The 24,108-nt window shown below is 73.9% G+C and carries 25 protein-coding genes; 8 read left to right on the top strand and 17 right to left on the bottom strand.

What is annotated here, in order from left to right:
• The first annotated feature begins 120 nt into the window (after positions 1-120).
• The 3 genes from HP550_RS18750 to HP550_RS18740 all read left to right on the top strand — a co-directional run bounded on the left by HP550_RS18750 (position 121) and on the right by HP550_RS18740 (position 2,901).
• The gene (locus HP550_RS18750; protein WP_175349188.1) at positions 121-1,908 is read left to right on the top strand and encodes an MDR family MFS transporter; all 1,788 of its coding nucleotides are present in this window, start codon (positions 121-123) and stop codon (positions 1,906-1,908) included.
• A 168-nt stretch (positions 1,909-2,076) separates the two neighbouring features.
• Positions 2,077-2,505: a QcrA and Rieske domain-containing protein gene (locus HP550_RS18745; protein WP_343048260.1), complete on the top strand. Its 429-nt coding sequence runs from the start codon at positions 2,077-2,079 to the stop codon at positions 2,503-2,505.
• A gap of 3 nt (positions 2,506-2,508) precedes the next feature.
• Positions 2,509-2,901, top strand: coding sequence for a hypothetical protein (locus HP550_RS18740; protein ID WP_175349186.1), 393 nt, complete (start codon positions 2,509-2,511; stop codon positions 2,899-2,901).
• On the opposite strand, the gene HP550_RS18735 is transcribed toward HP550_RS18740, so the two are convergent.
• The 9 genes from HP550_RS18735 to hisC form a co-directional block, all read right to left on the bottom strand.
• Entirely contained in the window at positions 2,867-3,502 is a 636-nt protein-coding gene (locus tag HP550_RS18735; RefSeq protein WP_175349185.1) for a hypothetical protein, read from the bottom strand. The two genes, HP550_RS18740 and HP550_RS18735, sit on opposite strands and share 35 nt — an antisense overlap.
• Positions 3,499-4,035, bottom strand: coding sequence for an RNA polymerase sigma factor (locus HP550_RS18730; RefSeq protein ID WP_175349184.1), 537 nt, complete (start codon positions 4,033-4,035; stop codon positions 3,499-3,501). The genes HP550_RS18735 and HP550_RS18730 overlap by 4 nt, the downstream gene beginning before the upstream one ends.
• Positions 4,032-5,054, bottom strand: a complete 1,023-nt coding sequence (locus HP550_RS18725; RefSeq protein ID WP_175349183.1) for an amidoligase family protein — start codon at positions 5,052-5,054, stop codon at positions 4,032-4,034. Before HP550_RS18725 ends, HP550_RS18730 begins: the two co-directional genes overlap by 4 nt.
• Before the next feature lie 28 nt (positions 5,055-5,082).
• On the bottom strand, positions 5,083-5,619 hold the full coding sequence (locus HP550_RS18720; RefSeq protein ID WP_175349182.1) for a hypothetical protein: 537 nt from the start codon (positions 5,617-5,619) through the stop codon (positions 5,083-5,085).
• Positions 5,620-5,695: 76 nt separating this feature from the next.
• A complete protein-coding gene (locus HP550_RS18715) occupies positions 5,696-6,343 on the bottom strand; it encodes a hypothetical protein (RefSeq protein WP_175349181.1) in 648 nt (215 codons plus the stop codon).
• A gap of 28 nt (positions 6,344-6,371) precedes the next feature.
• Positions 6,372-7,814 carry a 2-oxo acid dehydrogenase subunit E2 gene (locus HP550_RS18710; protein WP_175349180.1) on the bottom strand — a complete coding sequence of 481 codons (1,443 nt, stop codon included), beginning with the start codon at positions 7,812-7,814 and terminating at the stop codon, positions 6,372-6,374.
• A gap of 11 nt (positions 7,815-7,825) precedes the next feature.
• Complete coding sequence (locus HP550_RS18705; RefSeq protein ID WP_175349179.1) at positions 7,826-8,812, bottom strand: alpha-ketoacid dehydrogenase subunit beta; 987 nt, start codon at positions 8,810-8,812, stop codon at positions 7,826-7,828.
• Positions 8,809-9,942, bottom strand: a complete 1,134-nt coding sequence (gene pdhA / locus HP550_RS18700) for a pyruvate dehydrogenase (acetyl-transferring) E1 component subunit alpha (protein WP_175349178.1) — start codon at positions 9,940-9,942, stop codon at positions 8,809-8,811. Before pdhA ends, HP550_RS18705 begins: the two co-directional genes overlap by 4 nt.
• A gap of 165 nt (positions 9,943-10,107) precedes the next feature.
• On the bottom strand, positions 10,108-11,175 hold the full coding sequence (gene hisC, locus HP550_RS18695; protein ID WP_343048259.1) for a histidinol-phosphate transaminase: 1,068 nt from the start codon (positions 11,173-11,175) through the stop codon (positions 10,108-10,110).
• A gap of 104 nt (positions 11,176-11,279) precedes the next feature.
• Between hisC and HP550_RS18690 the strand changes: the two genes are divergently transcribed.
• Positions 11,280-11,690, top strand: a complete 411-nt coding sequence (locus tag HP550_RS18690) for a phage holin family protein (RefSeq protein ID WP_175349176.1) — start codon at positions 11,280-11,282, stop codon at positions 11,688-11,690.
• Here HP550_RS18690 and HP550_RS18685 read toward each other — a convergent pair.
• From HP550_RS18685 to HP550_RS23120, 7 genes are all read right to left on the bottom strand, one after another.
• Positions 11,680-13,179 carry a hypothetical protein gene (locus tag HP550_RS18685; protein ID WP_175349175.1) on the bottom strand — a complete coding sequence of 500 codons (1,500 nt, stop codon included), beginning with the start codon at positions 13,177-13,179 and terminating at the stop codon, positions 11,680-11,682. The genes HP550_RS18690 and HP550_RS18685 overlap by 11 nt on opposite strands.
• The gene (locus HP550_RS18680) at positions 13,176-13,421 is read right to left on the bottom strand and encodes a hypothetical protein (protein ID WP_175349174.1); all 246 of its coding nucleotides are present in this window, start codon (positions 13,419-13,421) and stop codon (positions 13,176-13,178) included. The genes HP550_RS18685 and HP550_RS18680 overlap by 4 nt, the downstream gene beginning before the upstream one ends.
• A gap of 69 nt (positions 13,422-13,490) precedes the next feature.
• Entirely contained in the window at positions 13,491-14,006 is a 516-nt protein-coding gene (locus HP550_RS18675) for a hypothetical protein (RefSeq protein WP_175349173.1), read from the bottom strand.
• Positions 14,003-15,274, bottom strand: coding sequence for a DUF58 domain-containing protein (locus HP550_RS18670; RefSeq protein WP_175349172.1), 1,272 nt, complete (start codon positions 15,272-15,274; stop codon positions 14,003-14,005). Before HP550_RS18670 ends, HP550_RS18675 begins: the two co-directional genes overlap by 4 nt.
• On the bottom strand, positions 15,271-16,251 hold the full coding sequence (locus HP550_RS18665; RefSeq protein ID WP_175349171.1) for an AAA family ATPase: 981 nt from the start codon (positions 16,249-16,251) through the stop codon (positions 15,271-15,273). Before HP550_RS18665 ends, HP550_RS18670 begins: the two co-directional genes overlap by 4 nt.
• Positions 16,244-16,732: a hypothetical protein gene (locus HP550_RS18660; protein ID WP_175349170.1), complete on the bottom strand. Its 489-nt coding sequence runs from the start codon at positions 16,730-16,732 to the stop codon at positions 16,244-16,246. The genes HP550_RS18665 and HP550_RS18660 overlap by 8 nt, the downstream gene beginning before the upstream one ends.
• Positions 16,729-17,451 (bottom strand): DUF4129 domain-containing protein, encoded by a 723-nt coding sequence (locus HP550_RS23120; RefSeq protein WP_175349169.1) that lies wholly within the window; start codon positions 17,449-17,451, stop codon positions 16,729-16,731. The genes HP550_RS18660 and HP550_RS23120 overlap by 4 nt, the downstream gene beginning before the upstream one ends.
• 109 nt (positions 17,452-17,560) lie before the next feature.
• Between HP550_RS23120 and purB the strand changes: the two genes are divergently transcribed.
• Complete coding sequence (gene purB / locus HP550_RS18650) at positions 17,561-18,991, top strand: adenylosuccinate lyase (RefSeq protein ID WP_175349168.1); 1,431 nt, start codon at positions 17,561-17,563, stop codon at positions 18,989-18,991.
• A gap of 246 nt (positions 18,992-19,237) precedes the next feature.
• Entirely contained in the window at positions 19,238-20,092 is an 855-nt protein-coding gene (locus tag HP550_RS18645) for a hypothetical protein (protein ID WP_210768312.1), read from the top strand.
• 194 nt (positions 20,093-20,286) lie between these two features.
• Here HP550_RS18645 and HP550_RS18640 read toward each other — a convergent pair whose 3' ends face one another.
• Complete coding sequence (locus HP550_RS18640; RefSeq protein WP_175349166.1) at positions 20,287-21,546, bottom strand: glutamyl-tRNA reductase; 1,260 nt, start codon at positions 21,544-21,546, stop codon at positions 20,287-20,289.
• A 46-nt stretch (positions 21,547-21,592) separates the two neighbouring features.
• Between HP550_RS18640 and hemE the strand changes: the two genes are divergently transcribed.
• Positions 21,593-22,657: a uroporphyrinogen decarboxylase gene (gene hemE / locus HP550_RS18635; RefSeq protein ID WP_175349165.1), complete on the top strand. Its 1,065-nt coding sequence runs from the start codon at positions 21,593-21,595 to the stop codon at positions 22,655-22,657.
• 2 nt (positions 22,658-22,659) lie between these two features.
• The gene (locus HP550_RS18630) at positions 22,660-23,952 is read left to right on the top strand and encodes a protoporphyrinogen/coproporphyrinogen oxidase (RefSeq protein WP_175349164.1); all 1,293 of its coding nucleotides are present in this window, start codon (positions 22,660-22,662) and stop codon (positions 23,950-23,952) included.
• The last annotated feature ends 156 nt before the right edge of the window (positions 23,953-24,108 follow it).

The following is a 24,108-nucleotide window of genomic DNA, read 5'->3' as shown; positions in this document are numbered from 1 at the left end:
CGCACCGCGCGTCCGCAGGTGCGAAGCGATTATCCGCACGGGGAACACATCCCGGGTGGCCGGTTGTTGCGACACGTCGCAGGATGGTTGTCCTGCGCAATCAATCCGCGAGAAGGTCCGATGTCGCAGCAGAGCACCGCCCCGGCCGACGCCGCACCGGCCACCTTCACGCCGCCGACCCACCGCGAGATCCTCACGATCCTCGGCGGGCTGATGCTCGGCATGTTCCTGGCCGCGCTCGACCAGACCATCGTCGCCACCTCCATCCGGACCATCGGCGACGACCTGCACGGACTGTCCCTCCAGGCGTGGGTCACCACGGCGTACCTGCTGACCGCCACGATCTCGACCCCGCTGTACGGCAAGCTCTCCGACATCTACGGCCGCAAGCCGCTGTACATGATCTCGATCTCGATCTTCGTCGTCGGCTCGCTGCTGTCCGGCACGGCGGACTCGATGTACCAGCTGGCCGTGTACCGCGGCGTGCAGGGCCTCGGCGCCGGCGGGCTCATGGCGCTGGCCATCACGATCCTCGGCGACCTCGTCGCCCCCCGGGAGCGCGCCCGCTACCAGGCGTACTTCCTCGCCGTGTTCGGGACGTCGTCGGTGCTCGGGCCGGTGGTCGGCGGGTTCTTCGCGGGCGCCGACACGATCCTCGGGGTGGAGGGCTGGCGCTGGGTCTTCCTGATCAACGTGCCCATCGGGATCGTCGCGATCCTCGTCATCTCGCGCGTGCTGCACCTGCCGCCGCTGAAGCGCGTCGACCACCGGATCGACTACCCGGGCGCGCTGGCGCTGGTGGTCGCCCTGGTCCCGCTGCTGGTGGTGGCCGAGCAGGGCCGCATCTGGGGCTGGGACTCCACCCGCTCGATCGCCTGCTACGTGATCGGGGTGGTCGGGGTGGTCGCGTTCATCCTGGCCGAGCGGTACGCCAAGGCGGACGCGATCCTGCCGCTCTACCTGTTCCGCAACCGCACCTTCTCGGTCGGCGCGGGCGCCAACACCGTCATCGGTCTGGGCATGTTCGGCGGCCTGGCGACGCTCCCGCTCTACCTCCAGATCGTCAAGGGCCAGTCGCCCACCGAGGCCGGCCTGACGCTCATCCCGTTCACGCTCGGCATCATGACCGGCTCGATCGTCGCGGGTCAGATGACCTCCCGCACCGGGCGCTACAAGATCTTCCCGGTGATCGGCACGATCCTCATGGGCATCGGCGCCCTGCTGTTCTCGCGCCTCGAGGCCGGGACCGGCCTGCCCTACGTGTTCGCGGTGTCGATCGTGTTCGGGCTGGGGCTGGGGCTCACCATGCAGCCGCTCGTGCTCGCCGTGCAGAACGCGGTGCCCGTGCGGGACATGGGCGTCGCCACCTCGTCGTCCCTCTTCTTCCGGCAGATGGGCGGGACGCTGGGCACCGCCGTGTTCCTCTCCGTCCTCTTCTCCACGGTCGGCGGCAACATCGCGTCGGCGTTCCGGACCGCGTCGGCGACGCCCGAGTTCCAGGCCGCCCTCGCGGACCCCGCGGTCGTCGCCGACCCGGCGAACGCCCCGGTCCTGGCGATGGTGCAGGGCGGTGGTGGAGTGCCGTCGCTGGACGACTCGTCGTTCATCAACAACCTCGACCCGCGCCTCGCGCAGCCGTTCCTCGACGGGTTCGCGCAGTCGGTGGACACCGTCCTGCTGCTCGCCGCGATCATCATGGCGTTCGGCGTGATCCTCACGGTCCTGCTCCCCGAGCTCCCGCTGCGGAACGTGTCCGGCATCCAGGGGAGGTTCGACGACGACGCCGCGGCCGCCGCGCAGCCGCAGCCCGCCGCCGCCGCGACCGCTGTCGGCGGGGTCGCGGGGATCGTCGCCGACGAGGCCGCCGTCGACCGCGCGCACGCGCAGGGTTCCCACCGGACCGAGTGAACTGGTCTGCTGATCGGTGAACCTGGACGGCCCCGGCACCGTGACACTGGGTGATGGTCCCGAGCACGTCCCGACACGGAGGTGGAGATGTCCCGGTCGACGAAGGAGCTTCCCGCAGCAGCACCGCTCGACTCGCACACGTGTGACGGGTGTCTGGAACGTCGGGAGGTGCTCGTCCGGGCAGGCCTCGTGACGATGGGCGTCGCCGCGGCGGGTGTCCTGGCTGCCTGCGGCGGCGGGACGGACACCCCGTCGGAAGGCTCGTCCGACGGATCGGCGGGTGAGTCGTCCGCGGCGGCGGGGGGTGCCCTGGCGCAGGTCTCCGACATCCCGGTGGGCGGGGCGATCTCCGCGACGGACGCCGACGGCAAGCCGATCTTCCTGGTGCAGCCGGAGGCCGGCACGGTGGTCGGCCTGTCGGCCGTCTGCACGCACCAGGGCTGCACGGTCGCGGTCGACGGCGAGGAGCTGGCGTGCCCCTGCCACGGGTCGGTCTTCGACCTGACCGGTGCCAACGTCTCCGGACCGGCGGACAAGCCCCTGCCCGCGTTCGACGTGCACGTGAGCGACGGCGCGGTCCTCGCGGGAAAGGCCTGAGCCATGGTCCTGCGGGTGCTCACAGCGGTCTGCGTCGCGGTGTCGGCGGTCGTCCACCTCTACCTGTGGCAGGACGGGATGAAGTCCGTCGACGTCGTCGGCCCGGCGTTCCTGCTCAACGGCGTCGGCGGCCTGGTGATCGCCGTCCTGGTGATCGTCTGGCGGCACTGGATCCCGCTGCTCGGCGCGGTGGGGTTCGGCGTCGCCACGCTGACGGCGTTCGTCATCTCGACGACGCCGAGCGGGTTCTTCGGGGTGCACGAGCGCTGGGTGGGTCTGCCGGTGTGGCTGTCGGCCATCTCGGAGATCGGCGCGATCGTGCTCGGCGGCGCGGCGCTCGTCGTGGAACGCCGGGGTGCGGTCAGTCCAGCGGGAGCTGCTGTCCGTCGAGGATGAGCCGGCCCGCGCGCGCCTTCGTCTCGAACGGGTCGGTCTGCCACAGCGCACTGAGCGTCTCGACGTCCTCGATCGTGTAGCCGGCGGACCAGAACGCGTCCGCCTCGGCCTGCCCGGGCAGCGCGACCCGGCCGGGTGCCACGGGGGGCGTGTCGCCGTCCAGGAGCAGCTGCCCGGCGCGCGCCTTCGTCTCGGTGGTGTCGGTGTGCCACAGCTCCTCGAGCGCGGTGACGTCCTCGGGGGTGTACCCGGCAGCCCAGAAGGCCTCGTACTGCTCCCGGGTGTAGCCCGCCGGCATCGCCGACCAGTCGATCCCCACCGACTGCACGACGACCTCGAACCTGCGGGCGGCGTCGGAGTACGGGTTGGCCGCTGCGGCCGCACCCGCCCCGGCGACGGCCAGCGCGGACGTGACGACGCCGGCCGCGACCAGCTTCCCGCCGCGTCGCCGCAGGGTGGTCACCGTGGCCTCCGGCGGGTGGGCGAGCTCGGCCCGGAGCCGGGCCGCGACGAGAGCAGGGTCGGGCTGCTCGGCGTCGCGAGAGTGCAGCGCACGGGTGATCCGGGCGATCAGCTCGTCGTCGTGCGGGTGCTCGCTCATCGCTTCTCCGTTCGGGTCGAGCTGTCGGTGTCACGCAAGGTCGCCAGCGCCCGCGAGGCGTGGGAGCGGACCGTGGCCGGGGACGTGCCCAGGACCTGGGAGATCTCCATGTCGCTGAGGCCCTCGTAGTACCGGAGCACCAGCACCGCGCGCTGACGCGGAGGCAGGGCCTCGAGGCGTCTCCACATCGCGTCCTGGTGCACGACGTCGTCGGCGTGGTCGCCGTGCGCGTCGGAGTGGGCGGCCAGGACCTCGTCCGTGGCCGGGCGGATGGTCCGCACGTGCCAGCGCCGGCGCCAGGACAGGTGCTCGTTGGTGACCATCCGGCGCAGGTACAGGTCGGGCCGCTCCAGCAGGGCGATCCGGGTCCAGCGCACGTGCGCACGCAGCAGGACCTCCTGCACGAGGTCGGCAGCCGTGTGGCCGTCGCCGGTCAGCACGGTGGCGTACCGCAGCAGCCCGGCCAGGTGGACGCGCACGAGGTCGTCGAGCGCGGGCTCCACCACGGGGATCGCGGCGCTGTCGACGCTCATCGTCGGACTCCGGCCAGGTCGTCCAGCGGCGCGCCCCGGGGCAGGGGGCGCGGGTCGAGGCACCGGGCGAGCAGGGCCTCCACCAACGCGGCGCGCCTGACGATCGCGGGTCCGTCGAGGTCGCCGGGCAGGATCCGCACCTCGACGGTGTCGCGCAGGGGGCGGTCGGTGACGAGCTGGGTGAGGTTCACGTCGGCGTACTTGGTGAGGCCGATCGAGCGCGCTGCGGCGACGGTGAACCCCGGCTGCTCGACGAGCTCGAGCAACGCGTCGGGCAGCGGCGCGAGCCGTCGGCAGGCGGGGTTGGTGCCCAGGGCGGCCCACAGCTCCTCGCGCCGGTGGCCGAACAGCCGTACCAGGTTGGCGAACGACTCCGGCCGGCGGAACGGTGCCCCGTCCACGTGCAGGTGCACCGCGGCCTCCTGCGGAACGGTGAAGCCGAGCTCGCGAGCCGGGGCGAGCAGCCGCTCCAGCGCGACGGCGTGGTCGGCGGACAGCGGCGGCGTGATGATCTCGCAGGGTCGCTCCCGACCCGCCGGCAGCGGCATCGCCACGGCGACGGTGGCGCCGCGGGTGTCGTCGACGCGCACCGCCGAGCCGACGACCTCCGCCCGCACCCCGAACAGCTCGGCCACCCGGTCCAGCACCGTCGTCAGGGGTGCGTCCGGGTCCGCGTGCCGCTCGACCAGGCGCAGCAGCCGGGCGTCGTCGCACAGCACCCGGTACCAGCCCCGGTGCCCGGAGCGTCCGGGCACCGGGAGCAGATCGGCCTCGAGGGTGATGTCGTCGACGAGCCGCGCCACCGGACGACCGTCGGCGTCGACCACGTCGAACGCCGGCGACAGGTGCCGGAAGACGCCCACGCCGGGCACCACCGACGGCTCGGAGTCGGTGTGGAAGGACCGCCGCACCCGGCCGTCGCAGCGCGCCGCGAGCTCGTCGGCCAGCACCTGCCGGTCGGAACCGGCGGGCGCCAGCAGCTCGATCTCGAAGCCGGTCCGCAGCGACAGCACGTCCACGTCGTCTCCCCTCGCGAAGGTCGTCAGGTCAGGAGGTGGCGGGGGTACCGCTCGGGGCCACGGGAGGAGTCTGCCCGTCGAGGATCATCTGGCCCGCGCGCGCCTTGGTCTCGCCGAACTCGCTGTGCCAGAGCTCGGCGAGCGCCTCGACGTCCTCCCCCGTGTACCCGGCGCCGAAGAGCGCGTCGAGCTGGGCGCCGGTGATCTCGACCGTCGGGGTCGACTCGCCGCCGCCCGGCGCCACCGGCACGGGCTGCCCGTCGAGCAGCAGCTGGCCGGCCCGCGCCTTGGTCTCCGTCGTGTCCAGGTTCCAGAGCGCACCCAGCTCCTCGACGTTCTCGGGCGTGTACCCCGCACCCCAGAAGGCCTGGTACTGCTCCGGCGTGTACCCGTCGGGCATCGTCGACCAGTCGACGCCCGCCGACTGCAGGATCTCGGTGACCGACCGCGACAGGGCCGAGGTGGGGGCGGCCGCCGTGGCGACGCCGGTGCCGGCGACGCAGAGGCCGACGGCGACGGCTCCGACGGCGACGAAGCGTCGGGTGCGGGTGGTGCTGGGGTTCATGGCGTCCTCCGGGAGCTGCGTGCGGATGGGCTTACCCCCCTAGAACGCGGCTCGACGCCCAGGTGTGCAGTCCGGGCTACGCGCCGTCGAGCAGCCGGCGCTCGTAGGCGGCCACCACCTGCGCAGACGTCCAGCCCTCGGTGCCGACGGCCTGGTCGCGGCCGACGTACGGTCCGCGGCCCCGCTCGGCGCCGAGCCAGCACGCCTCGTCGAGGAACACCGCCCGCGCCTGCGCGAACGACCGCGACGCGAACAGGGTGCTCTCGGCGCCGGCGTCCCGGTAGCCCACGACGAATCCGTCGGGCCCGTCCACGAACGTGATGCACTCGTCGCCCGGCGGACCGCCGACCGTGAAGTCCGCGCCGTCGACCAGGCCGTTGTCGAGGGCGTCGTCGCGCAGGTCGGCTAGGTCCGGGGATCCCGCCGGGGATGACGTGCCGGTCGGTGTCGAAGGCGACCGGACGGCACCAGCCACCTTCACCAGGATCCGGAACCGCCGCAGGTCCCGGACGGTCAGCGGGACCAGGTTGGTGTCGAGGAACCGCACTCCGTCGTCCCCGACCTCGTCGAGGCGGACCAGCCCGTCGACCACCAGCGGGCTGGTCGTGTCCACCCGGTAGCGGTGCGCGACCGGGCCCAGCGGGGTGCGCACCAGCACGTCGCCGCGCTCGTAGCCGACCCGGTGCAGCTCGAGGTCGTCGTGCGCGGTGAGGGTGCGGGTCATCCCGCGAGTGTCACACGGCAGGCGAGGCTCAGCCCCACACGAGCCCGTGGGACGGGTCGTGCAGCACGCGGGCCACGTCGGCCAGCACCTGCGACCCGAGCGCCCCGTCCACCAGCCGGTGGTCGACGCTCAGGGCCAGCTGCGTGACGTGGCGGATCTTGATCTTGCCCTTGTGCACCCACGGCTGCTCGCGGATGGCGCCGAACGCGAGGATCGCGGCCTCACCCGGGTTGAGGATCGGCGTGCCCGTGTCGATGCCGAACACCCCGACGTTGGTGATCGTGATGGTGCCGTCGGACATGTCGGCGGGCGTCGCCTTCCCCGACCGGGCGGTTGCGGTGAGCTCCGCCAGGGCGGTCGCCAGCTCCTTGAGCCCCAGGCGGTGCGCGTCCTTGATGTTCGGGACCACCAGGCCGCGGGGGGTCGACGCCGCGATGCCGAGGTTGATGTAGTGCTTGTAGACGATTTCCTGCGACGCGTCGTCCCAGCTGGCGTTCACGTCCGGGTGCCGGCGCACGGCGAGCATGAGCGCCTTGGCGGCGATCAGCAGGGGCGTGACGCGGACGTCGGCGAACTCCCGGTCGGCCCGCAGGCGCTCGACCAGCTTCATGGTCTTGGTGACGTCGATGGTGTGGAAGACCGTGACGTGCGGGGCGGTGAACGCGCTGGTCACCATGGCCTCGGCGGTCCGCTTGCGCACCGACTTCACCGGGACGCGCGTCTGGCGGCCGTCGGAGGAGACCGTGCCGCTGGCGAGCCAGGGCGCGTCGTCGCCGGGGTAGGTGGCCAGCGTCCGCGCCTCGGCCTGGGCCGCACGGCCGAGCACGTCCTCGCGGGTGACGATGCCGCCGGGGCCGGTCGGCGAGACCGAGTCCAGGTCCACCCCGAGCTCGCGCGCGAGCTTGCGGACGGGCGGCTTGGCCAGCGCGTGCCGGGTGGCCTCGCGCTGCGAGGGCGTGGCCGCCGCCGGGGTCCCGTCGGGGGTCCGGTCCCGCCGGGTCGTGCTGGTCTCGGCCAACCCGTAGCCGACGAGCACGGCCTCGCGGGCGGGCTCGGGCTCCTTCTCGGGGGCGCGCGCCGGACGTGCCGCCTCGATCTCGTCGGACCCGCCCGGCTCGACGCCCGCGTGCCGGTTGCCGCCGCCTCGGTGCCCGTGCTCGATCGCGCCACCCTTCGGCGCGGCCGCCACCGGTGCGGGTGTCTCGTCGACGGGCGCCGCGCCGGTCGGGTCCGTGTCGACCTCGATGATCGGCGTCCCGACGTCCACCGTCTGCCCCGGCTCGACCATCAGGCGGGTGACGACGCCGGCCCAGGGGCTCGGCAGGTCGACCAGCGACTTGGCGGTCTCGATCTCGACGATCGTCTGGTTGACCTCGACCGTGTCGCCGACCGCCACGTGCCACGCGACGATCTCGGCCTCGGTCAGGCCCTCGCCCGCGTCGGGGAGCGGGAACTGCTGGTACGTCGGCACGGGGTGTCTCCTCAGAAGGCCAGCGAGCGGTCGACCGCATCGAGGACGCGATCGAGCCCGGGCAGGTAGTCGTGCTCGATCTTGGCCACCGGGTAGGGGGTGTGGAACCCGCCGACCCGCAGCACGGGGGCCTCCAGGTGGTAGAAGCACTCCTCGGTGATGCGCGCGGCCACCTCGGCGCCGGTGCCGTAGAGCACGGGCGCCTCGTGCACGACGACGCAGCGGCCGGTCCGCTTGACGGAGGCTGCGACCGTCGCGGTGTCCAGCGGGGACAGGGTCCGCAGGTCGACGACCTCGACGCTCGTGCCCTCGGCGGCGGCCGTCTCGGCGGCCTTCAGCGCGGTCTGCACGGTCGGGCCGTAGGCGACGAGCGTGAGGTCGGTCCCCTCGCGCAGCACCTTGGCCGTGTCGAGCGCGGGGTGCGGGGCGTCCACCGCGCCGTCGAGGTCGACGTCGCCCTTCTCCCAGTAGCGACCCTTGGGCTCGAAGAACAGCACCGGGTCCGGCGACGCGATCGCCTGCTGGATCATCGCGAACGCCTCGGCCGGGCTGGACGGGCTGACCACGCGCAGGCCTGCCGTGTGCGCGAACAGCGCCTCGGGCGACTCGCTGTGGTGCTCGACCGCGCCGATGCCGCCGCCGTAGGGCACGCGGATGACGACGGGCAGGGTCAGCCGGCCCTTCGACCGGTAGTGCATCTTGGCCAGCTGCGTCGTGATCTGGTCGAACGCCGGGAAGATGAACCCGTCGAACTGGATCTCGCACACCGGCCGGTACCCGCGCAGGGCCAGGCCGATCGCGGTCCCGACGATGCCCGACTCCGCGAGCGGCGTGTCGACGACGCGGTCCTGGCCGAAGTCCTTCTGGAGGCCGTCGGTCACGCGGAACACCCCGCCCAGCGCCCCGATGTCCTCGCCCATGAGGAGCACCTTGGGGCTCTGCTCGAGCGCCTTGCGCAGCCCGAGGTTGATCGCCTTGGCGAACGTGATCGTAGTCATCGGTGGCTCCCCTCGCCCTCCAGGAACGAGGCTTCGTAGGCCTCGAACCACTGGCGCTCGGACTCGACGACCGCGTGCGGCGTCGCGTACACGTGCTCGAACATCGAGGCGGCCGACGGGCGACCCATCCCCCGCACCGCGGTCCGGATGCGCTCGCCGAGCGCGTCGCCCTCGGCGGCCAGCCCGTCGACGTAGTCCTGCGGCAGCTCGCCGCGGTCCTCGAGGTGCAGCCGGAGCCGGTCGATGGGGTCGCGCTGACGCCAGTACTCCTCCTCGGCGGCCGAGCGGTACTTGCTCGGGTCGTCGGAGGTGGTGTGCGCGCCCATCCGGTAGGTGAACGCCTCGATGAACGTCGGCCCGCCACCGGACCGCGCCCGCTCGAGGGCCTCCGCCGTGACCGCGTACGTGGCGATCACGTCGTTGCCGTCCACCCGGACGCTCGGGATGCCGAAGCCGGGACCGCGGTCGGCCAGCGGAACGCGGGACTGCCGGCTCGTGGGCTCCGAGATGGCCCACTGGTTGTTCTGGCAGAAGAAGACGACCGGGGCGTTGTTCACCGCGGCGAAGACGAGCGCCTCGTTCACGTCGCCCTGCGAGGTGGAGCCGTCACCGAAGTACGTGACGACGGCCGCATCCCGCGCCGGGTCGCCCGTGCCGACCGCCCCGTCGCGCTGGAGGCCCATCGCGTAGCCGGTGGCGTGCAGCGTGTGCGAGCCGATGACCAGCGTGTACAGGTGGAACCCGTACGCCGTCGGGTCCCAGCCGCCGTGGTCGATGCCGCGGAACAGCCGCAGCACCTCCGCCAGGTCGACGCCGCGCGTGTGGGCGACCCCGTGCTCGCGGTAGCTGGGGAACACCTGGTCCTGCGGCAGGAGCGCGCGGCCGGAGCCCACCTGCGCGGCCTCCTGGCCGAGGCACTGGGCGTACAGGGCCAGCTCGCCCTGGCGCTGGAGGGACGTCGACTCGTTGTCGAACCGGCGCACCAGCACCATGTCGCGGTACAGCCCGCGCAGGGCGTCGGCGTCGAGGTGCGCGACGCGGGGGTCGTAGTCGGGGTGAGCCGTGCGGTGACCTGCGGGGGTCAGCAGCTGCACGAGGCCGTCGTCGGTCAGCGGGCCGTTCGGGACCACGCGGTTCTCCTTCGCGGGTGCTGCGGCGGGGGCCGCGCCGGGATCAGTCTCGAAACCTACGTCAGCGTAGGCTACGGCACCGTAGGTAGCGCGCGAAGGACCCCGACAAGCCTCGGCGCACGGCCTTGTGGACTGTCTACACCCACCACGGATCGGCTAGCACGCTCAGCGAGCCAGCCACTCCGAGGTGATCTCGAGCAGCAGGTCGGTGGCCTCGGGCTCCCCGACGCTCACCCGGACGCCGTCGCCCTGGAACGGCCGGACGAGCACGCCGGCGCGGCCGGATCGCTCCGCGAACGCCGACGACTGGTCGGCGAGCGGCAGCCACACGAAGTTCGCCTGGCTGTCCGGCACGGTCCACCCCTGCTTCCGCAGCCCGGCGAGCAGGCGCGAACGTTCGACCACGATCGCGTCCACCCGGGTCATCAGCTCGGCCGTCGCGCGCAGCGACGCCAGTGCGGCCAGCTGGCCGACGTGGGACACCCCGAACGGCGTCGACGCCGCGCGGATCCCCGCCGCCAGCCGCGGACGCGCCACCGCGTAGCCCACCCGCAGACCGGCCAGCCCGAACGCCTTGGAGAACGTGCGGAGCAGCACCACGTTGGGGTGGTCGGCGAACACGGCCAGGCCGTCGGGGGCGTCGGCGTCGCGGACGAACTCGACGTAGGCCTCGTCCAGCACCACCAGCACGTCCTTGCGGACGGCGGCCAGGAACGTGGCCAGCTCGTCGGCGTGCACCGCGGGGCCGGTCGGGTTGTTGGGCGTGCAGACCAGCACCGCCTTGGTGCGCGGGGTGATCGCCGCCGCCATCGCCTCCAGGTCCAGCCGGCCGTCGTCGCGCACCGGCACGTGCACCCCGACACCGCCTGCCAGCGTGATGGCGATCGGGTACGCCTCGAAGGAGCGCCACGGGACCACGACCTCGTCGCCGGGCTCGCACACCGCGGTGAGCACGTGGCCCAGCACCGCGACCGAGCCGCAGCCCGCAACGATGTTCTCCGGGGCCACCCGCAGCGACGCCGCGATGGCCCCGGTCAGCTCCGTGGCGTACATGTCCGGGTACCGGTTGACGTCCTCGGCCGCGTCGGAGATGGCCAGGATCACCGAGGGCAGCGGCGGGTACGGGTTCTCGTTGGACGACAGCTTGTACGCGGCCGCACCGACGGGGACGCGCGCCCCCGGGACGTACGGCGGCAGGTCGGACAGTGCCTGGCGGAGGGGGACGCGGGTCACGGGCCTCAGCATGCCACCGCGCACCTAGGACCCCGGCGCGACCGCAGAACGCGACTCCCGTAGTTCTCGACAGTGCCCCGGTCTGCGGTGGCAGGATCGACCGCATGGCCTTCCTCGTCCGCGTCCTCATCAACGCAGTCGCCCTCTGGTTCGCGACGCTGATCCTGCCGGGGCTCCACATCGTCGGCGGCGACAGCAACTGGGAGACCCTCGGGATCATCCTGCTCATCGCGCTGGTCTTCGGGCTCGTCAATGCGATCGTCAAGCCGATCGTCGCGTTCATCTCGATCCCGCTGTACATCCTCACGCTCGGCCTGTTCACCATCATCGTGAACGCGCTCATGCTCATGCTCACCGCCTGGATCACCGAGGCGACCAGCTGGGGTCTGCGGATCGACAACTTCGGCACCGCCTGCTGGGGGGCGATCATCGTCTCGATCGTGAGCCTCGTCCTGTCGGTCCTGATCCCCGGCGACCGCACGCGGAGCTCGTCGTCGACCGAGGTCAGCTACTAGGCCACACCCTCGGCGGCTGCGCGGCGACGAGCGCCGGGTCCCGCGTCGCCTGGAACTGCCGGGTCACTCCCGTGGTGCCCGGCGGACCGAGCACGTCCGCGACGGCGGCGTCGAACGCCCGCAGGCCAGGGCTGCCCGCCAGCTCACGGTCGGCGACGTCCGCGGTCTCGACGTACCGCGCGATCGCGTGCGCACCCACCGGGTCGGGCACGGGCGGGCCGCCCGTCACGTCCAGGTCGCGGGTCACCACCGTCACCCGGCCGGCAGTCGTGTCCGGCGTGCCGTCGAGCTGAGGGACGGCGTCGCCCGTGTGCCGGTAGTGCCGGACCTCCACGCCGGCGGGTGCAGACCGGGGGAGGTCCGGGCTGCCCGCCGTGGCGATGGCGCGCACGGTGTACGTGCTCCCGACGGCCGCGGCGACCGACACGGCGACCATCCCGCCCAGGCTGTGCCCCGCGAGCATCACCGGCTCGTCGGCCCGGATCCCCGCCCGCCGCATCGAGTCCAGCACCGCGTCCGTCACGTCGTCCGACAGCGCGGCGAGCAGCCGCAGGTCGGTGGTCAGGTCCAGCGGCGTCACGTCGTTGGGCAGCCAGCTCTCCGTGCCCGGGATCTCGACGATCCAGGCGCGCGTGCCGTCGGGGTGCGTGAGCTGCTGCACCGAGATGACGCCCGTGGGGGTGCCCGCCAGGCCGGTCTCCGTGCCGTCCTGGTAGCTCCGGCCCACGTTGGCCAGCACTCCCGCGGTCGTCCGTGGCACGGGCAGCTGCGGAGGACGCGCCCGCACCAGGAGAGCCGTGGGACCTGCCGGCGGGAGCAGACCGGACAGGAGCCCGGCGGCGTCCTGCACGGGCCGGAGCCTGGGGATCTGGCGCCCGGGCGCCGCCGAGCGAACGAACGCGCCGGCCGCCAGGATGCCCAGCTCCGCGCGGCCGTCGGCCGTGAGCATCCCGGGAGTCTCGCGCGCCGCCGGGCCCAGGCGCCGCGCGAGCCAGGGGAGCACCGGGTCGGGCCGGCGCAGGAGCAGGGCGCGTCCGACGCTGCCCGCGAGCACGCTGCCGACCGCCGCCACCCCGAGCACGACGCCGGCGGCCCCGAGAAGGCCCGCGGCGACCGGCTGCTCGCCGAGCTGCGACGCCGTGGTGACGACACCCACCCGCAGGGCAAGGTGCGCCATCGACTCGGCCTCCGTGTACACCTCGACCACCCGGCACAGCGCGGCGGCCAGCTCGCGCAGGTGGTCCGCGACCCGACCCGGCGAGCTGGACGCCTCCCGGGCGTCGGTGAGGGCGCGCCGCGCCTCGGCACCGACCGGGGTCACGGAGCACGTCCGCGACGCCAGCCCCAGGGACCACGCCGCCGCGTCGAGCCGGTCCGCGGCGCCCTCCAGCAGCCGGCACGCGAAGGTGAGCTCCTCGAGGTCGACGACCGTCGGGCCGGGACCGCCGAGGACGCGGTACCCGCTGGCCCAGTCGGCCACCGCGCTCACCGGTACCACGCCGGGGCGAGCGACTGCGCCTCCACGTCGCTCGCGGCGACCGGCTGCACGGTCTGCTCGATCACCGTCCGCACCTGCGCGACGCACACCGTGGCCTCGTCCAGGGCGATGCGGAACCGGTCGGCGGCGTCGGAGGACCACTCGGTCTGCGCGGCGCCGCGCAGCGCTCGGGTCGCGCCCTCGACGTCGTCCAGGGCCCGGAGCACGAGGGGGAGTCCGGCGTCGCGATGCATGCGCAGGACGCTACGAAGCCCGACGAACCTGTGGACCTGACCTGTGCGCGCCCGGGGGCTGTGGGCGGATCAGGCGGTCGGTCGCGGAAGCATCACCGCGGCGAGCGTGAGGGCGGCCACCAGCGCTGCCGCGCGCCAGAGGTCGCCCTCCGCCACGCCGACCAGCAGCATCGCCACCACGGTCAGCAGCTGCGCGCCTACCTGCACGACCGCCACCTCGCGCAGCCCGCGCACGAGGACGGCGACCTCGACCCGCGTCCGCCACGACGTCCGCGCGCAGACGGCTCCCGCCCACAGGGTCAGGTGCACGAGCAGGACGAGGACCATCACCACGGAGAGCGCGGGCGGGTCGCCGACGAGCAGCCGCGTCCCGGCGACGAGCACCACGAGCGCGGCCAGACCGAGTCCCGGGGAGAGCACCGCGGCCCCGACCAGCGCGACGAGCCCGGCGACGAGCACCGCGGGCGGCCGCGGGCCGGGGCCCGCGCACACCACCGCCAGCGAGGCCGCCGACAGGAGCGCCAGGGAGGCGCGCAGCGCCCACGCGGGCACCGGCCGGTCCAGCTCCAGCGTGATCTCGCTCATCGCGACGCCCCCGCCCGCCGCTGCGCCCGCCGAGCCAGGGACGCGAGCGCGAGGTGCGGCTGGTCGCGCCAGGTCACCAGCTCGACGTCGAGGTCCACCAGCTCGGCCAGCCGGTCCTCGCGCGCCACCCGGATCAACCGCATCGCCAGCCGCTCGCGATCGCCCAGCTGGCGCTCGCGCAGGGTGGGCAGCACGTCGACCGCGATCACGCGGTGCCCGGCACGCCGCCAGACGGAGGCGACCAGCGCGGCCTCGTCGTCGAGGAACGTGGAGAAGAGCAGGACCAGCGCACCCGACGGGATCTGCGGGGCGCGCAGCCGGCGCAGCGGGTCCCCCTCCGGCCGGGTCAGGGCCAGCGCGTGCCGGATGCGGTCCAGCTGCCGGCGTCCGCCGCCGGGCGGGAGCGGTCGGCGCAGCGCGCCGAGGTCGTCGAGCCCGACGCGGTCGCCCAGGTCGAGGAACCCCTGCGCCGCGGACGTCGCAGCCTGCCGGGCCAGGTCCAGGGACGTCGGGTCCTCGGCCTTCGCCGGGGTCGAGCCGCGCCAGGTCATCGGGTCGGGGCCGACGTCGTCGCGCGAGTCCACGACGAGCACCACGACCGCCTCCGCGAGCGCGTGCTCCCGCCGGACGTAGAGCTCGTGCAGGTCGGGGGCGCGTCGGGCGGTGACGCGCCAGTCGATCCGCCGCAGCCGGTCGCCGGGCGAGAACGGGTGGACGTCGCGCAGGCCACCGCCCTCGCCGGGCCGTCGGGACTCGTGCGCGCCGGTGAGCCCGCGCAGCCGCGGGGGCAGCGGCAGGTCGCCGAGCGGTCGAGGAGCGGGGAGCACGAGGGCGGAGCGCGACGCGACCGGGCTGGGCTCCGACACGCTGGCGGCGCCGGGCCCGACGCCCTGCACGTCGACGAACGCCACCTCCTGCGGACCCGTCCGGACCGTGTGGACGACGAGCGGGAGCCGCCGCGAGCGCTCGACCCGCACCCACGCCTCCGTGAGCACGCGCGCCCCGCGGCGCACCCCGACCAGCACGTCGGTGGGCGCGGTGGTCACGATGTCGGCGCGCAGGCTCCCGGCGGCGGGCGGCTCCTCCGACGCCTCCAGCCGCACGGTCGGGTCCGTCGACGGTCGGCGACGCCAGTCCCACACCCCCGCGACCAGTGGCGCCGCGCCGAGCACCGCGACGTCCGGCCGCCCGGCCAGCGCCCCGACGGCGACGAGCGCGAGGCCGACGACGACCCCGGCAGCCGTCGCGCGCGAGCGCTCCCAGATCATCCGCGTCGCGCCGTCGTCGGCCCCGCCACCCGCGTCAGCACGTCCGCCACGACCTTCTGCGGCGCCGTGCCGGTGGCCCACGCCTGCGGGGTCAGGGAGAGCCGGTGCGCGAGCGCGGGAACAGCGACCGCCTTGACGTCCTCGGGGGTGACGAAGTCACGGCCGCTCAGCACGGCGAGCGACCGCGCGACGAGCACGAGCGCCTGCGACCCGCGCGGCGACGCACCCACCTCGACGGCGTCGTGCGTGCGGGTGGCCGCCGCGAGGTCGACGCAGTACCGCAGGATGTCGCCGTCGACCGTGACCTCCTCGACCCCTGCCTGCATCGCCCGCAGGGTGGGGGCGTCGACGACGGTCCGCACCGACCCCATCTCCTGCCGCCGCGCGAGCCGCCGCGACAGCACGTCGACCTCCGCGTCCCGCTCCGGGTAGCCGACTGCCACGCGGACCATGAACCGGTCGAGCTGCGCCTCCGGCAGCGGGTAGGTGCCCTCGTACTCCACCGGGTTGGACGTCGCGACCACGTGGAACGGGTCGGGGAGCGGGTACGTCTCCCCGTCCACGGTCACCTGCCGCTCCGCCATCGCCTCCAGCAGCGCCGACTGCGTCTTCGGGGCGGTCCGGTTGATCTCGTCGGCCAGCAGGAGACCCGCGAACACCGGTCCGGGCCGGAACAGGAACGACGCCGTCGCCGGGTCGAAGACGCTGGACCCGGTGATGTCCGACGGCAGCAGGTCGGGCGTGCACTGCACCCGCCGGAACGCGAGGCCGAGCGCGGTGGCCAGGCTCCGTGCGGCCAGCGTCTTGCCGAGCCCCGGCACGTCCTCGAAGAGCACGTGGCCGCCGCCGAGGATGGCCGCGAGCGCGACCTTCAGGGGCTCGCGCATGCCGACGACGAGCGTCGCGACCTCGTCGAGCACGGCGCTCCCACGGTCCGCGACCTGCGCGACGGTCAGGGGCGTGGGCTGGTCAGTCATCGGCGGGGGCTCCATCGTCGGTCGGGGTGGCACGCCTCGGTCCGAGGCGGTCGAGCACGTCCAGGGTGTGCGCCACGTCGGCGATGGTCGGCAGCGGCGCACTGGTCCGGGTCAGGGTGCGGACGGCGCGGGTGCCCAGCAGGGTCTCGGTCCCGGGGTCGTCGATCGTCAGCCCGTGCCGGGCGAGCCGGCTCCGCGCCACCTCGCGCAGCCGCCGCAGCACGCGCTCGCCGATCCGCCCGTCCCGCCCGACCATCGCCCACGCCAGGTCCTGCACCTCGCCACGCGCACCGTGCCGGCGGTCCAGGCGATCACGGGTCCACCCGGGGTCCGGGGTGCCGTCCAGGCGCGTGAGCAGCAGCACCCCGACGGCGACCATCAGGCCGAGCAGCGCGGACGTCTGCACGGCCAGCCCCGCCGCCCACGCTCCGAGGAAGCCGACGGCCAACCCGGCGAGCGGTCGCCAGTCCCACCACCTCATGCGTCCTCCTCCGGCCGTCGGCCGAGGTCGTCGGCGATCGCGGCCAGGCTGTCCCTGGCGCGCGCGACGTCCTCGGGGGTGAGCACGTGCTCGGAGTACCGCGCCGCCAGGTACAGCTGCAAGAGCGCGCGGGTCGCGTCCGGGTCCGCCCGAGTGGCATCGAGCACCTCGACGGTGAACTCCGTCGCCGTCTGCGCGCGGTCCCGCACGAGCCCGCTGCGCTCAGCCGACGCCTCCAGCGCGACCCAGGCGGCGATCACCGCGTCCCCGGGCGGCACCTCGTCCTCGAGCACCTGCGCGGCCCGCCGGACCCCCTCGCGCAGCGCGGGCGTCGCACTGTCCACGACGTCACCACCGAGCTCGATGTCCGGCGCCGCCGAGTCCACCTCCTGCGGTGCCCGCCGGCCGAACAGCTCCCGGATCCGCCGCACCAGCAGCCCGACACCGATCACGATGAGCGCACCGATGATCGCGGTGAGCAGCAGGTAGACCCAGCGCTGGCCCCCCAGCGACACCAGCTCGCCGTCGAGGGGCGTCTCCACGGGGATCGGGGTGGCGGTGCTCGTCGCGAGCACCGGCGGAGGGAACGTGAACGGCTCACGGACCGCGTTGCGCCGGCCGAGCCGGAACGGACCTGCCAGCGCGGCTCCGACGACCGCGACCACCACGAACGCGCCGACCAGCAGGACCGCGCCGGGCCTGCGTGCTGGGGGCGCCACGGAGCTCCTCGTCGTCGGGAACCGACGGGATGCGCCGGTGGGGTCAGGCTACTGACCGCGTCCTCGGACACCGCCGCACGCGACCGGACCGCTCTGGGACACTGGCCCCATGCCTTCTCGTGTCCGGCTCGCGGACGTCACGCCCCCCATCGCGCTCGGCCCCCTCGACGGTCGCTACCGTGCCGCCGTCGCGCCGCTGGTCGACCACCTGAGCGAGGCCGCGCTCAACCGCGAGCGGGTGCACGTCGAGGTCGAGTGGCTGATCCACCTGGCGGGGTACTCGGGAAGCCCAGTCGTCCCGGGCGCCCCCACGCTCACGGCGGCCGACGAGCAGTACCTGCGGGACGTCGTCGACACCTTCGGTCCCGACGAGGTCGCGGAGCTGGCCGCGATCGAGAAGATCACCGTGCACGACGTCAAGGCGGTGGAGTACTTCCTCAAGAGCCGGCTCGCGTCCGCGCCCGAGGGGTCGGCGCTGCGGGACGTCGGCGAGCTGGTGCACTTCGCGTGCACGAGCGAGGACATCAACAACCTGTCGTACGCGCTGATGGTCCGCGGTGCGGTGCAGGACGTCTGGGCACCCGCGGCGACGGAGCTCGTCGACCAGGTCGCGGGGCTCGCGCACGAGCTGAAGGACCAGCCGATGCTGGCGCTGACGCACGGGCAGCCGGCGACGCCGACGACGCTCGGCAAGGAGCTCGCGGTCCTCGCGCACCGGCTGCGGCGCCAGCTGCGGCGGATCGCGTCCGACGAGTACCTGGGCAAGCTCAACGGCGCGACCGGCACGTACGGGGCCCACGTCGTCGCGGTCCCGGGTGCGGACTGGCCCGCGGTCAGCAAGACGTTCGTCGAGCACCTGGGCCTGACCTGGAACCCGCTGACCACGCAGATCGAGTCGCACGACTGGCAGGCCGAGCTGTACGCCGACGTCGCGCGGTTCAACCGCGTGCTGCACAACCTGGCCACCGACGTGTGGACGTACATCTCGCGCGGGGTCTTCATCCAGATCCCGGTCGCGGGCGCCACCGGCAGCTCGACCATGCCGCACAAGGTGAACCCGATCCGGTTCGAGAACGCCGAGGCCAACCTGGAGCTCTCGTCGGCCCTGCTGGACACCCTGGCCAGCACCCTGGTGACCAGCCGGCTCCAGCGCGACCTGACCGACTCCACCACGCAGCGCAACATCGGTCCCGCTTTCGGGCACTCGCTGCTGGCCATCGACAACGTGGCCCGCGGTCTGCGCGCGCTGTCGGTCGACACGGCCCTGCTGGCGCGCGAGCTCGACGAGAACTGGGAGACGCTCGGCGAGCCCGTGCAGTCGGCGATGCGCGCCGCGTCGGTGGCCGGCGTCACCGGTATGGAGAACCCGTACGAGCGGCTCAAGGAGCTCACCCGGGGCCGCCGCCTGACGGCCGCCGACATGCGCGAGTTCATCGGCGGGCTCGGGCTTCCCGACGACGTCGCCGCGCGCCTCGCCGCCCTCACGCCCGCGTCCTACACGGGACTGGCGGGCGATCTGGTCGTATACCTCGACGCCTGACGGACCGCCAGAGCAACTAGGCCGTTCGGGTGAACGCGGGGCGTCCACTTTGCCACTTATGCCTGCCGCCCGACGGAAGGCGAATCGGTTCGACGGGACCGCTCTCAGGGCCTCTGACCTGCATCTTCACTCAAATGAGTGATCCCTCCTGGACACGTGCCCTATTTGGGTTGCACAATCGTGCACCGACCGGTCGGAAACATCCGGTTCATCCCTTTTCTGGCAAGGAAGCCCATCGTGACGCTCATGCAGAAGGCGATCACGCCAGCGCTCACCCGCGCTCACCTCACCGCGGGGCACGATCGTCTGGCGGGGTACGTGGTGCGCGCCGAGGACGTCGCCTTCGCGACGACTCCGGCCCAGCTGTTCGAGGTGCACGGCCTGGGCTATGAGGGCTCCCCCTTCAGCCCGTACGACCGCTCGATCGACGTGCTGCGCTTCGAGTCGTCCCCGCAGCTCCAGTACCGCGACGTGCCGGGCTACATCCTGCCGCTGTGGTGGCTCCGCCACTCCCGCATCCCCCCGGGCGCCGAGCTCATCCGCATCTACGACAACGGCACGTCCACGCTGCTGGCCCGCTACGGCGACGTCGGCGCCGGCTGGACCGTCACGCAGCTGGGCGCGCCCCGCCCCTCGCTCGCCTCCCTGTCCCGCTGCGTCGGGCCCGTCGCCAAGTGGCACGGCGCCTACCTCGAGGCCGACGTGGTCGACAACGGCCACACCGTGGTCCTCGCCCTGGCCAACCCCCCGCTGGCCGAGACCGGGTTCCACCAGTCGCCGTCGGGCCGCTGGTACCGCCGTGTGGCCCGCGAGGACGTCACCGAGCTGTTCGAGCTGGACCTGACGGCCCGCTGGAACGGCCTGAGCGTCCGGGTCGTCGACCAGTGGCAGGACGCCCAGCGCTACGTCGTCGCCCGCATCTCGCACCTGGGCGACGACATCGAGCGTGCCGAGCGTCTGCACCTCAACCGCGTCGAGGCCGGCGTGTACGAGGGCATCGTCTACGCCGCCGAGCTGACCGACATCCAGACCAACCAGGTGGTCCCTCACACCTGGGCCCCCGGACCTGCTGCCCCCCGACAGCAGGTGGTGCGCTCCTGAGCGCATCATCCCGAGGGTTCCTCACCAGGGTCACGCCACAGCTGCTGTGACCCTCGCGGAACGCGTGCCGGGCCTGGCCCTCCCCCCCGTCCAGGCCCGGCACGCTCCACCTCCGGATCGCCGACGACCATGTCGTTGAGCTCGGTATCCGTCCTCTGAGCGATCACAAGGACGTGGTCAGCGCCCCAGCAGGCTCAGTGCGCGTTGGCCGCCACGGCCGGCACCGGGATCGACGCCAGCTCCGTCAGCGCGACCGCGTAGGTCGCCGCGTCACCGGCGCGGGCCGCCTCGCGGGCGCGGACGGTCGGTGCGTGCAGCGCCGCACGGGTGCGGCGGCGCAGGGCCCGCTCCGCGCGCTCGTCGCGAAGCTCGGTGGGCAGCGCGCTCAGGCCGGCCTCGAGCCCGCCGAGCACGCGGGTCCGCTCCGCGACGACGGCCGGGTTCCAGTCGCGCACCCGACGGTCGGCCTCGTACGCCTCGGCTGCGGCCTCGACGACCTCGTGCGCGGCGCGCACCGCGGCGTGCTCGGCGGGGGCGTGCTCCGCGACGGTGTGCAGGCTGACCAGCCGGACGCCGGGCAGGCTGCGGACGCCCGGATCGACGTCGTGCCGCAGGGCGAGGTCCACGACGGTGAGCGAGGACGGCGTCCCGACGCGCGCGGCGGCGAGCGCGTCGACGCCGAGCACCGCACCCGCGGCACCGCTGCACGCGACCACCAGGTCCACGTCGGACACCTCGGCCGCGAGGTCGGCCGACGCCGGCAGCGAGCGGACGCCGCGGGCGGCCGCGAACGAACCGGCGCGGCCGGAGGCGGAGTAGACGCGGATGTCCCGCGCGCCCCGGGCCTTGAGGGCGGCCAGCGAGGCCCCCGCGTAGGAGCCGGTGCCGATGAGCACGCAGCGCACGGCGGACCAGTCGGGCAGGTGCTGCTCGGCGATGTCCAGCGCGACGCCGACCACCGAGCGTCCGGTGGCGCCGAGCCCGGTCCGGCTCTCGACCGAGCGTGAGACGCGCGACGCCGCCTGGAACAGGGACTCGAGGCCGGAGGTGGTGGTGCGGTCGCGGCGGGCGGTGGTCAGCGCGCGGCGGACCTGACCGGCGATCTCCCGCTCGCCGACCACCATGGAGTCGAGGCCGCTGGCGACGGAGAACAGGTGGGCGGCCGCCTCGGTCCCGGTCCGCACGCGGAGGTGGCCGGAGACCTGGTCGGCGGTGTAGCCGGAGCGGCCGGCGACGGCGACGGCAGCGGTGGCCAGAGCCGACGGGGTGTCGGCGGCGTCGTCGACCTCCAGGTACAGCTCGAACCGGTTGCACGTCGCCAGGACGACGGCACCGGACACGGACGCGACCGAGCCCACGAGCTCGGACGCGACGGCCTGCACGTCCGACGAGAGACGTTCCAGCACATCGAGGTCGAGGTCGTGGTGGCTGGCAGCGAGGGACAGCAGCACCACGTCCCCGAGTTAATCATCTCGACAATTGTCCGGCACAATCGAACCCGTGATCCTTCCTTCCTCGCACCCCCTCGTCGACGGCCGCACGGAGAATTCTTCGCTCGTGCGCGCCTATTCCGGCGAGCGGCCCGCGCGTCGGCCGGTGTGGTTCATGCGGCAGGCCGGACGGTCCCTGCCCGAGTACCGCGAGGCGCGCGTCGGCACGGCCATGCTGGACGCCTGCCTGGACCCGGCGCTGGCCAGCGAGATCACCCTGCAGCCGGTGCGCCGGCACGACGTGGACGCGGCGATCTTCTTCTCGGACATCGTCGTGCCACTCAAGCTCGCGGGCGTCGACGTGGAGATCAAGCCGGGCGTCGGCCCCGTGATGGGCTCCGCGGTCCGGACGGCCGACGACGTGGCGCGCCTGCGCGACCTCGGCCCGCTGACCCCGCAGGCGCTCCAGCCGGTCTCGGACGGCGTCGCGCTGACGGTCGCGGCCCTCGGCTCCACACCCCTGATCGGCTTCGCCGGTGCGCCCTTCACGCTCGCCGCTTACCTGGTCGAGGGCGGGCCGTCGCGCGACCACCTGGCCGCCCGCACCCTCATGCACGCCGACCCGGCCACGTGGACCGCGCTCACCGAGTGGGCCGCGGACGTGACCGGGGCCTTCCTGCGCGCGCAGGTGCTGGCCGGCGCCAGCGCGACGCAGCTCTTCGACTCGTGGGCGGGCTCGCTGGGCCTGGCCGACTACACGGCCCACGTCGCGCCGGCGTCGGCCCGCGCACTGAGCCACGTGCAGGACCTGGGCGTGAAGAAGGTCCACTTCGGCACCGGCACCAGCGAGCTGCTCGGCGCCATGCGGGACGTGGGTGCGGATGTCATCGGCGTCGACTACCGGCTGCCGCTGGACGAGGCGAACCGGCGGCTCGGCGGCACGACGCCCCTCCAGGGGAACATCGACCCGGCCCTGCTGGCCGCCCCCTGGCCGGTGCTGGAGGCGCACGTCCGGGACGTCGTCGCGCGCGGGTCGGTGGCCCCCGGGCACGTGGTGAACCTCGGTCACGGCGTGCCGCCGGAGACCGACCCGACCGTCCTGACGCGGGTGGCCCAGCTGGTCCACGAGATCTGACGATGACCTGGGACGCGGTCGTCGTCGGCGGCGGCATCGCGGGCCTCGTCGCGGCCCGGGAGCTCGTCCACGAGGGCGTGCGCACGCTCGTGCTCGAGGGGCGCGACGCACCCGGCGGGGCGGTCCGCGGGCACACGGTCGCCGGGTTGCGGCTCGATGCCGGCGCGGAGTCCTTCGCCACGCGCGGCGGCACGGTGACGGCGCTGCTCGACGAGCTCGGCCTGACCGACCGCGTCCGCACGCCCGAGCCGCACGGCTCCTGGGTGCACCTGCCGCACGGCGACGGCCCGCTGCCGCGCACCGGCCTGCTCGGCATCCCCGCGGACCCGTGGGCGGCCGACGTGCGCCGCACGCTCGGACCGCTGGGTGCGCTGCGCGCGAGCCTCGACCTCGCGCTCCCGCCGACCCACGCGGACACGCTCGGCGAGCTGGTCCGCCGACGCATGGGCGCCCGGGTGCTGGACCGCCTGGTGCGGCCCGTGGTCGGCGGGGTGCACGCAGCCGATCCCGACGATCTCGCGGTCGACGCGGTCTCACCCGGCCTGCCCGACGCCCTCCGCCGCGAGCGCGGCTCCCTCTCCCGGGCGGTCCGGAGCCTGCGCGCGGCGGCGCCCGCCGGCTCGGCAGTGCAGGGGATCGACGGCGGGCTGCACGTGCTCGTGGACGTCCTCGTCGCGGACATCGAGGCGCACGGGGGCACGGTCCGCACGCACGCGACCGTCACGTCCCTGGACGACGAGCGCACGGACCGCTGGGTGCTCGCCACCCCGGCGGCGCGCGACCTGCTCGGCCTGTCGGTCGGCAGTCCCGACCCGGGGGCGCAGGTCACGCTGGTCACGCTGGTGCTCGACGCCCCCGCGCTCGACGCCGCACCACGCGGCACCGGCGTGCTCGTCGCGCGCGAGGCCACCGACGTCACGGCCAAGGCGCTCACGCACGGCACCGCCAAGTGGGCCTGGCTCGCGCGGGCGGCCGGCCCCGGGCGGCACGTCGTGCGGCTGTCGTACGGCCGGGCGGGCGTCGACGCCCCCGAGCCCGACGTGGACCTGGCCCTGCGCGACGCGGCGACGCTGCTGGGCGTCCCGCTGACCCGGGACCAGCTGGTCGGTCAGGCTGCCGTCCGGTGGACGCAGGCCCTCCCGCGGCCCAGCGCGGAGCACGCGCGGGTGGTGACCGACGTCCGGGCCGCGGTGGACGCGATGCCGGGGGTGGCCGTCTGCGGCGCCTGGGTGGCCGGCAACGGGCTCGCGTCGGTGATCCCCGATGCCCGCGCCGCAGCGCTCTCGGTGCTCTGATCGACATTCACCGGGTCATTTTCTGACAACGCGTCGCCAACGGTGGAAGAATGTCGCAGGTCACATTCTCCGCCGATATTTTCTGACAGGCTGTCACCACCGCGTCACAGTTTTTCTCGGAAGTCCCCGGACTTCTCCCGCACTTCGACATCCCCG

This window comes from Cellulomonas humilata (genome assembly GCF_013359775.1).
Lineage (GTDB): Bacteria > Actinomycetota > Actinomycetes > Actinomycetales > Cellulomonadaceae > Cellulomonas > Cellulomonas humilata.
Note: the sequence above shows the minus strand (reverse complement) of the source record. Positions and strands in the feature narration are given on the sequence as shown.